This is a genomic window from Pseudomonas sp. SDO524_S393, assembly GCF_054071875.1.
Genome location: NZ_JBSVVZ010000115.1, coordinates 1 through 10263 on the forward strand (window position 1 = coordinate 1; position 10263 = coordinate 10263).

Annotated in this window: 4 protein-coding genes; 2 read left to right on the plus strand and 2 right to left on the minus strand. The window is 63.6% G+C overall.

Features of this window, described 5'->3' with window-relative positions:
- Window positions 1-248 precede the first annotated feature (248 nt).
- The gene (locus ACW9IB_RS28535) at window positions 249-1073 is read right to left on the minus strand and encodes a N(5)-hydroxyornithine transformylase PvdF (protein WP_457416636.1); all 825 of its coding nucleotides are present in this window, start codon (window positions 1071-1073) and stop codon (window positions 249-251) included.
- Window positions 1074-1271: 198 nt separating this feature from the next.
- Here ACW9IB_RS28535 and ACW9IB_RS28540 point away from each other — a divergent pair, with 198 nt between their 5' ends.
- Together ACW9IB_RS28540 and ACW9IB_RS28545 are read left to right on the plus strand one after the other, a co-directional pair.
- Entirely contained in the window at window positions 1272-2924 is a 1653-nt protein-coding gene (locus tag ACW9IB_RS28540) for a cyclic peptide export ABC transporter (RefSeq protein WP_457368545.1), read from the plus strand.
- Window positions 2925-3033: 109 nt separating this feature from the next.
- A complete protein-coding gene (locus tag ACW9IB_RS28545; protein WP_457368546.1) occupies window positions 3034-5451 on the plus strand; it encodes a TonB-dependent siderophore receptor in 2418 nt (805 codons plus the stop codon).
- Window positions 5452-5596: 145 nt separating this feature from the next.
- Here ACW9IB_RS28545 and ACW9IB_RS28550 read toward each other — a convergent pair.
- Window positions 5597-10263, minus strand: a 4667-nt coding sequence (locus tag ACW9IB_RS28550; protein WP_457416638.1) for an amino acid adenylation domain-containing protein, incomplete at its 5' end; no start/stop codon positions are given.

Below are 10263 nucleotides of genomic sequence, written 5' to 3' on the forward strand. Positions count from 1 at the left end.
ATCTGTGTCGGCAGTGCCGCAGTCTTCGCAGGCAAGCCAGCTCCCACATTGGAACGCTGTTGTTGGTGAGAAAGTATCCGGCGCGATGGACCTGTTGGCAGCGTCTTTTCAGCCGCTGCCAATCCCCTGTGGGAGCTGTCGAGCCCCGGCGAGGCTGCGAAAGCGATGGGTCAGGCGGCATCTGTGTCAGCAGTGCCGCCGTCTTCGCGGCGATGCGGCGATCCGACAAGCCCGGCAGTGGCTGTCTCTCAAGCGTTTGCCAGCAGCGCCAAGCCTTCATGCAGCGCCGGGAACAGGCTGTTGTTGAAGTTGTTCCAGCGCAACTCGAGGATGGTGTCTTCCGGGGATATTTCGGTCTTGAGCACGTCGTGGAAGACTTCGCCGGAGTCGATGCCGTTGTCCACGTAGTGGAACGAGGCCCCGGTGAGGTACAGCGGTTCCGACGGTTTGGTTTCCCGGGTGGCCCAGTCCACCACCGTCTGTCCACGGGCACCGTACAGCGCATTCCAGGTCGCATAGGCGCCCCGGCGCTCGTAGGGCGACTCGATACGGGTGATGCCTGGGTGAATGTTCATGATGCGTCGCGCGAACGGTGCCCCCGGACGCACCAGCTCGTCGAGGATCACCAACAGACCGTCGAGCACCACGATATCGGCCTTCAACTCCACCAGTGTGTCATGCAGGCGGCGTTCGAAATCCTGCTTGCCGGCGATGTGTTCGGCACTGCCCCGGGGCAGGCGGCGGTAGGTGGACGGCACGCTCAGCAGCAGGTCGTTGACCAGGTGACCCTGCACGCGCAGATCCGCCGGATACAGCCACTGGCGCCCTGGCTGGTAGGCAAAGCCGTAATCGGCGACCAACTGCTGGTCGCGCGGGTTCTGCGCGTCATCGTCGTACACCACACCCACCAGGTTGTAGGCCTGTCCCAGCGGGGTATCGTTCAGCGACCCCACCAGAAACTCCAGCACCGACTTCATGTAGCGCTCGTGATCTTTGTAGGCCACCGGCTGGCCAGCCTTGTCGGCTGCGGCATTGCGCAGGGACCACACGTACACCAGGTTCTTTTTCGTCATTGTCTCGCTCTCGCTGGATAGTTCAGGCACGCGCTCATACGCGTGCGCCTACCTCACAAGAACGAACCAGCCCGCCGCCGATTTATCCCCCCGCCCACCGCTGGGCACGCCGCGCTAAATACTCGCCCCGACGCTTCGTTTGTCATGGGTAAGGGTCTGTGTGCCCAGCCCCCTCTTTTCACTCTCCGGGAAGTATTTATGACCGACCCCAAGCGCGGCGCCTTCAATGGTCTGCTCGCATTGCTCAGGCCCTTTCGTACCATCGTGACCGTCTCGGTCGCCCTGGGAATGGCCGGCGGCCTGGCTATCACCTTGCTGCTGGCCACCATCAACAACGCCCTGCACTCGTCCACCGGCATGACCCAGGGCGTGGTCCTGACCTTCGCTGCGCTGTGCCTGCTGGCGCTGACCAGTTCGATCGTGTCCGACATCGGCACCAACTATGTGGGCCAGCGCATCATCGCCGCGCTGCGCAAGGACCTCGGCGAGAAAGTCTTGTCGGCGCCCATCGAGCAGATCGAGCGGTATCGCTCGCACCGCCTGATCCCGGTGCTGACCCATGACGTCGACACCATCAGCGACTTCTCTTTCGCCTTCACCCCGCTGGCCATCGCGACCACCGTGACCCTGGGCTGCCTGGGTTACCTGGCGTACCTGTCGGTGCCGATGTTCCTGATGATGATCGTGGCCATTGTGATCGGCAGCAGTGTGCAGTTCATCGCGGGCCACAAGGGCATTCGCGGTTTCGATGAGGCCCGCGACCAGGAAGACGAGTTGCAGCGTTACTACTCGGCAATCGCCTCGGGGGCCAAGGAGCTGCGTATCCACCGCCCGCGCCGCTACCGCATGAACACCCATCGCATTCAGGAAACCGCCGATCGCATCAGCGATATCCAGGTGCGCTCGGTCAACATCTATATCGTCGCTAAGACCTTTGGTTCGATGCTGTTTTTCGTGGTCATCGGCATCGCGCTGGCGATGCAGGCCTACAGCCCCAACCCGGATCCGGCTGTGATCACCGGCTTCGTGCTGGTGCTGCTGTACATGAAAGGCCCGCTGGAGCACGTGGTGGGTTACCTGCCGATCATCGGCAAGGCGCGCATTGCGTTTACGCGCATCACCGAACTGTCCGAGCGTTTCTCGTCGCCCGAACCGCACCTGTTGATGGACGACACCGAGGCACCGCAACCGCTGGTGCACAGCCTGGAACTGCGCGGCGTGAGCTACAGCCCGCCGCCGGTGGAAGGCAGCGAGCCGTTCCATCTGGGGCCGATCAACCTGAGCATCAAGCAGGGCGATATCGTGTTTATCGTCGGCGAAAACGGCTGCGGCAAGACCACCCTGATCAAGCTGCTGCTGGGCCTGTATCAACCCCACGCCGGGGAAATCCGCCTGAACGGCGAAGCGGTGACCGACCCGCTGCGCGATGACTATCGCCAGTTGTTCACCACCGTGTTTGCCGACTACTACCTGTTCGATGACCTGGTGCAGGGCAGCGCCACGCAGTCGCTGGACAGTGCGACGAAATACCTGGAACGCCTGGAAATCGCGCACAAGGTCAGCGTCAAGGACGGTGTGTTCAGCACCACCGACCTGTCCACCGGCCAGCGCAAGCGCCTGGCGCTGGTGAACGCCTGGCTCGAAGAACGTCCGGTGCTGGTGTTCGACGAATGGGCCGCCGACCAGGACCCGGCCTTCCGCCGCATTTTCTATACCGAGCTGCTGCCGGACCTCAAGCGGCTGGGCAAAACCATCATCGTGATCAGCCACGACGACCGCTATTTCGACATCGCCGACCAACTGGTGCGCCTGCGTGCGGGCAAGGTCGTGCACGAAATGGCGCCGGCGTGAAATTTCTTTTCCGGTTTTTCCAAGTAGGAACGTCTCACTAGTGTTAATGAGAACCAGCCTCAACAAATACCTATAACTGCCAACCTAAAACCCAGAAGAGAAAGCATCCATGCCAGCACGACTCGGTCTCAGCCCCTTGAGCAAAGCGCTCTCCATGCGACGGGCCCTGAACATCAACCTGCTGCCCAGCGCGCTTGCCCTCGCGGTCTCGATGCCCATTGCCGGTTATGTACAGGCCCAAGAGATCGAGCTCGACATTCCTGCACAGCCGTTGGGGACGGCGCTGCAGGCATTCGGCCAGCAGACCAACCTGCAAGTGCTCTACAGCCCGACCGACGTGCAAGGCAAGAACAGCACCGCCATCAAGGGCAAGCAAGCGCCGGAACAGGCGATCGCCACGCTGCTCAAGGGCACCGGCATCCATTACGCCCTGCAAGGCAACGCGGTGACCATCAGCGCTGTCGCCACGTCGGGGCTGGAGCTGGGCACCACCCAGGTGACCGCCAACCAGCTGGGTACCGTCACCGAAGGCACCGGTTCGTACACCCCGGGCACCATCGCCACCGCCACGCGCATGGTGCTGACGCCACGGGAAACGCCGCAGTCGATCTCGGTGGTGACCCGCCAGGTCATGGATGATTTCGGCCTGAACGCCATCGACGACGTGATGCGCCACACCCCGGGCATCACCGTATCGACCTACGACACCGAACGCACCAACTACTATTCGCGCGGTTTCTCCATCGTCAACTTCCAGTACGACGGTATTCCGACCCTGCGCGACGCCCAATACTCGGCGGGCCAGACCCTGACCGACATGGCGATCTACGACCGCGTCGAAGTGCTCAAGGGCGCGACCGGCCTGCTCACCGGCGCCGGCGGCCCGGGCGGTACCATCAACCTGATTCGCAAGAAACCGACCTCCGAGTTCAAGAGCAGCATCGAGCTGGGCGCCGGTTCCTGGGACAACTACCGCTCGCAGGTCGACGTGAGCGGCCCGCTGACCGAAACCGGCAACGTGCGTGGTCGTGTCGTGGCGGCATACCAGGATAAAAAATCGTTCCTCGACCACTACTCGCGCAAGACCGGTGTGCTCTACGGCATCCTCGAGTTCGATCTGGACGAAAACACCCTGCTGACCCTGGGCGCCGACTACCAGGACAGCGATCCCAAAGGCTCCAGCTGGACCGGCACCCGTACCATTTTCGATGCCACCGGCAAAAAGCTCGACGTGCCGCGCTCGTTCAACAACGGCCCGAAATGGGGTTCGTGGGAACAGTACAGCCGCACGGCGTTCGCCACCCTGGAACACACCTTCGACAATGGCTGGGTGACCAAGGGCCAATACAACCACCAGATCAATGGCTACAACGCGCCGCTGGGCTACATCTCCCAGGACTCCGCCACCGCCAGCTCGATCTATGCACGCAAATACGTGGGCGATACCACCAGCGACAGCCTCGATGTGTATGCCTCGGGCCCGTTCGAACTGTTCGGTCGCGAGCACGAACTGGTGATCGGCCAGTCCCTGTCCATCTCCAAGTGGAAGGCCAAGGACTACACCGCCACCACCTACTTCGACAACTCCTATGATTTCTACAACTGGCACGGCCAGGCCATCGAGCCGCTGTGGACCGCGACCAAGATCAACGACGAGACCACCCGCCAGACCGGCACCTACGTCACTGGCCGTTTCAGCCTGACGGATGAACTGCACCTGTTGCTCGGCTCGCGTATCGCCAATTACCAGGTCACCGGCACCAGCGACACCAAGGAAAGCGGCAAGGTCGTGCCCTATGCCGGCCTGACCTACGACCTCAACGACAACTTCACTGCGTACGCCAGCTATACCGAGATCTTCCAGCCGCAAACCCAGTACCGCACCCGTACCCGCGCCATGCTCGAACCCAACGAGGGCAAGAACTACGAGTTCGGGCTCAAGGGTGAATTCTTCGGTGGCCGCTTGAACTCCAGCCTGGCCTACTTCGAAGTGCACGAAGAAAACCGTCCGATCGCCGACACCGTGTGGAACTCCCAGCCGGGCGTCGACTACTCCTACGTCGGCACCAAGACCAAAACCAAGGGCTACGAAGCGGAAATCTCCGGCGAACTGGCCAAGGGTTGGCAGCTGCAAGCGGGCTACACCCACAAGATCGCCCGGGACGACGACAACAAAAAGGTCGCCACCTGGGAGCCGCAAGACCAGGTCAGCTTCTACACCACCTACAAATTCCAGGGCAACCTGGACAGGCTCACCGTCGGCGGTGGCGCGCGCTGGCAGAGCGCCGGCTGGCAGACCGTCAACAACTGGGGCTACCCGGGCGGCGGACGCTTCGAGAAGTTCACCCAGGATCCGTACTGGCTGGTTGACCTGATGACCCGCTACCAGGTCACCGACAAGCTGTCGGCCACCCTCAACGTCAACAACCTGTTCGACAAGCACTACTACACCAACATCGGTTTCTATGATTCCGCCTACCCGGGCGACCCACGCAACGTCATGGTCACCACCCGCTACGACTTCTGATACCTGCACCACCCCAAGCCCGCGAGTCCTGTGACTCGCGGGCTTTTTTCATGGCTGTTGCAAATGCCTCGGCAACGTCAAGGCCCACAAAAGAAAACGCCCCTGACCATCGAGGATGATCAGGGGCGTCGCTTGCCGCCGGCGTCTACTTCATCGCCGCCGCAAAGCTGCGGATGAACTCAGCGTTATCGACAATGCGGTGGTGCGTGGTGTCGATCACCTCCGAGCGCTGGATACCGGACTGGCCGATCACCTCGCGCATGCCGGCTTCGATCAGCGCCTGATGCATACCGCCCTCGCTCAGCGCCGCCCACCAGCAATACACCGGCGCCTGGATGGCGCGGTAGTCGGTGTCTTGCAGGCGCTGGTCCAGCACCTGCTTGATCGCCCAGGAGCGCTCGGTTTCGCCACCCTCTTGCAACTCGTCCTTGAGCACGCGGTAGCTGTCACCCAGGGTCGCGTCGGCCCACGCCGACAGGCGCTGCCATTGCTCGTCCTCACTGCCCGCCGCGCTGTGCCAAATGCCGTGGATCTGTTCGGCGAACGCCGGGAACATCACCGCCAACAGCTCGGCACGCCGTTCGGCAGCGGAGATGACCCGCTCATCCACCAACGCTCCCTGGTTCCAGAATGCGGTAAAGCGTGCCGGCGGCGGCGCGTCGATCCACCCCACGGACTCCACCGTGCGACCGGCCTGCTCCAGACGATAAGCCACCTCCATGGCCAGGTTGCCGCCCAGCGACCAACCGGCCAGGCGGAATGCGCCTTCCGGCTGGGCACTCAACAACTGCTGCGCGTAATCCTCGACCATCTCGGCCCATTCCGGCACCTCGCCGCGCTCATCCACCAGGGCGCGGCAGATCACCCCGTGCACCGGACGCTGTTCGCGCAACGCCAGGGCAATCGCCTTGTAGCAATGCACCGAGCCGAAGCTTGGATGGAACAGATACAGCGGCGTGCCCTCGGTCTGGCTGTTGAGCGGCACGATCAGCGAATGGCTTGCGCTGCCCTGCATGCAGGCTGCCTGCGCGGCCACGGTCGGGTGCAGCATCAGTTGGTTGACCGTCAGCGTGATACCACACGCCTTGTTCAGCCGCTCCTTGAGCATCAACACCAGCAGCGAGTGGCCGCCCAGCTCGAAGAAGTTGTCATGTACGCCCACCCGCTCCACATCCAGCACCTGCGCCCAGACCGCCGCAACCTGCTGCTCCCGCTCGGTGCGCGGCGCCACATAGGCACGGCCCGCCGCCTCGGGTTTGGGCAGGGCCTTGCGGTCCAGCTTGCCGTTGGGGCTCAGGGGCATGGCGTCCAGCGACACCCATTGCGCCGGCACCATGTAGTCCGGCAGATGCTTGCCCAGGTGCTGGCTCAAGCGCTCGCGCCAGCTGTCGCCAGGCTGTTGCAGCACCAGGTAACCCACCAAGTGTTTGCCGTCCACCACCAGCACCGTGGCTTCGCGCACATCCGGGTGTTCGAGCAGACGCGCTTCGATTTCGCCCAGCTCGATACGCAAGCCACGCAGCTTGACCTGATGGTCCAGGCGCCCGAGGTATTCGATAACCCCGTCGGCGCGCTGGCGCACCCGGTCGCCGGTGCGATACAGCCGCGCGCCGGCGTGGAACGGGCATGGCACGAAACGCTCGGCGGTGAGCCCCGGGCGGCGATGGTAACTGCGCGCCAGGCCCTCGCCGCCCAGGTAGAGTTCGCCAGCCACGCCGACCGGTACCGGCGACAGACCGGCATCCAGCACATGGGTACGCAGGTTGGCGATCGGTTCACCGATGGGCACCGTGTCGCAGCCTTCCTCGATGCATGTCCAGTGCGTCACGTCGATGGCGGCTTCGGTCGGGCCGTACAGGTTGTAGAGCCCGGCCTGGGGCAGCCTGGCAAACACTTGCTGCTGCGCATCCACCGGCAATGCCTCGCCGCTGCACACGATGCGTTGCAGGCTGTGGCACCTGGAAACCCGGGCGTCCTGCAAGAACGCCTGGAGCATCGACGGCACAAAGTGCAGCGTGGTGATCCGTTCGGCGTTGATCAGGCTGACCAGCTTGGCCGGATCACGGTGATCCCCCGGCGCAGCCACCACCAGGCGCGCACCGGTCATCAACGGCCAGAAGAACTCCCACACCGACACGTCGAAACTGAACGGGGTCTTTTGCAGCACGCTGTCGCGGGCGTCCAGCGCGTAGGCCTCCTGCATCCAGCACAGACGGTTGGTCAGCGCCGAATGACGGTTGCCGGCGCCTTTCGGCTGGCCGGTGGAACCCGAGGTGTAGATCACGTAGGCGAGGTTTTCGCCATCCAGCTCAATGCCCGGGTTGGCGTCGCTGTAGTCCTCGAACGTCGATTCACCGAGGACCAGCGTTGCCAGCCCAGCCGGAATCGGCAACTGCTCGCGCAAATGGGCCTGGGTCAGCAGCAGTTTCACGCCACTGTCATCGAGCATGTAGGCCAGGCGCTCACGCGGGTATTCCGGGTCCAGCGGCACATAAGCACCGCCGGCCTTGAGCACCGCCAGCAGGCCGATGACCATTTCGACGGAGCGCTCCACCGCCACGCCCACCAGCACATCCGGGCCGACACCGGCCTCGATCAAGCGATGGGCCAGGCGATTCGCGCGGCGGTTCACCTCGGCGTAGTTCAACCGCTGTTGGCCAAAGACCAGCGCCGGAGCATCCGGCGTGAGGGCCGCCTGTGCTTCGATCCACTGGTGCACACAGCGTTGCAGCGGATAGTCACGGCCAGTGGCGTTCCAGTCATGGACCGTGGCCTGCCGTTCAGCGGGCTCCAGCCACGGCAGTTGATCGATACGCTGCTGCGCATCCGCCGCCATGCCGCCCAGCAGGTTCAACCAATGGCGCGCCATGCGCGCCAGGGTGGCCGGCTCGAACAGGTCGGTGGCGTAGGTCAACGACGCAGCCAGGCCCTCGGCAGACTCGTGGGTGTTGAGGCTCAGGTCGAACTGCGCGGTGTGGCTCTCCCACGCCAGACCGTCCACCCGCAGGCCCGGCAGTGGCTGGCCCGGGTCACGTGCGACATCCTGTGTCTGATGGTTGAACAGCACCTGGAACAGCGGGTTGAAACTCAGGTTGCGCTCCGGTTGCAGCGCCTCCACCAATTGCTCGAACGGCAGGTCCTGATGGCTCTGGGCTTCCAGCGCACGCTGTTTGACCTGGGCCAGCAACCGCGCCACGGTGAGCTGCCCGTCGATCTCGGCCTTGAGCACCTGGGTGTTGACGAAAAAGCCGATCAGGCGCTCGGTTTCCACCCGGTTACGGTTGGCAATCGGCACGCCGACGCGGATGTCCTGCTGCCCGCTGTAGCGGTGCAACAGGGTCTGGAACGAGGCCAGCAGCAGCATGAACAAGGTCACGCCTTCGTGCTGGGCCAGGGCCTTGAGGTCGGCGACCAAGGCTGCCGGTATCTCGATGTCCAGGCTTGCGCCGCGATGGCTTTGACGGGTCGGACGGGCATGGTCCAGCGGCAGCTCCAGCACTGGTTGCTCACCGCCCAACAGGCCGCGCCAATACTCCAGTTGACGGGCCTTCTCGCCCGCCTCCATCCAGTGACGTTGCCACACCGCGTAATCCGCGTACTGCACCGGCAAGTGCGGCAGTTGCGGTACCTGGCCCTGGCTGAACGCGGCATACAGTTGCACCAGCTCATCGACCATCACCTGCATCGACCAGCCATCGGAGACGATATGGTGCTGCACCAGCACCAACACATGGTCATCCTCGGCCACGCGCAGCAGGCTGACGCGCAGCAGCGGCCCGCGGGTCAGGTCGAAGGGCTCGGCGATCCGGGCTTCCACCTGGCTGCGCAACGAGGCTTCGCTGACGTCGATGAATGCCATGTTGATCTGCGCCGTCGCGGCAATGACCTGCGCCGCGCGCTCGCCATCCTGGTGCAGGTGCGTGCGCAGGCTCTCGTGGCGCGCCACCAACGCATCGAAACTGCGTTGCAAGGCGTCTCGATCCAGGTGCCCTTTAAGGCGCAAGGCGCTCGGCACATGGTAGGCCGCACTGTCCGGATCCAGTTGCCAGAGGAACCACTGGCGTTCCTGGGCATAGGACAGCGGCAGCGGTTGATCGCGTTCTACCGCCAGCAACGGCGGAGCCAGAAGCGCGCCGCTGTCGCTCGTCAACGCGGCAACAAAACCTTGCAGGCGCGGTTGTTCGAACAGGCTTCGAAGCGGCACTTCACGCTCAAGCACCTGCCGCAGACGCGACACCACCCGCATCGCCAGCAGCGAATGGCCACCCATTTCGAAGAAGTGATCGGTCAGCCCTACCCGCCCGGCACCGAGAATATCGGCCCATACCGCCGCCACTTGCTGCTCCAGCTCGCTGACCGGCGCGACCCACTCCTGTTGCGATTGACTGGCCTCGGGTTTCGGCAACGCCTGGCGGTCCAGCTTGCCGTTGGGGTTCAGCGGCATGCGGTCGAGGAAGATCAGGTGCGCGGGCACCATGTAATCCGGCAGTTGTTCGCGCAGGATTGATTTGAGGGCGTCGGCATCGCGATGTTCGGCAACCAGATACGCCACCAGTTGGTTATCCGCCGCCAACACCAGCGTTTCACGCACGCCGTCCTGGGCCAGCAACAGCGCTTCGATTTCCCCCAGTTCGATACGGAACCCACGGATTTTCACCTGATGGTCAACCCGGCCCACGTACTCGATCACCCCGTCGGCGCGATAACGCGCCAGGTCGCCGGTGCGGTACAGGCGCTCGCCGGTTTCACCGAACGGGTCCGGCACAAAACGCTCGGCGGTCAACAATGGACGGTTCAAGTACGCGCGCGCCA

Coding starts and splice junctions, on each gene's coding strand:
- ACW9IB_RS28535 (WP_457416636.1), bottom strand. CDS start 1,073: ATGACGAAAAAGAACCTGGTGTACGTGTGGTCCCTGCGCAATGCCGCA.
- ACW9IB_RS28545 (WP_457368546.1), top strand. CDS start 3,034: ATGCCAGCACGACTCGGTCTCAGCCCCTTGAGCAAAGCGCTCTCCATG.
- ACW9IB_RS28540 (WP_457368545.1), top strand. CDS start 1,272: ATGACCGACCCCAAGCGCGGCGCCTTCAATGGTCTGCTCGCATTGCTC.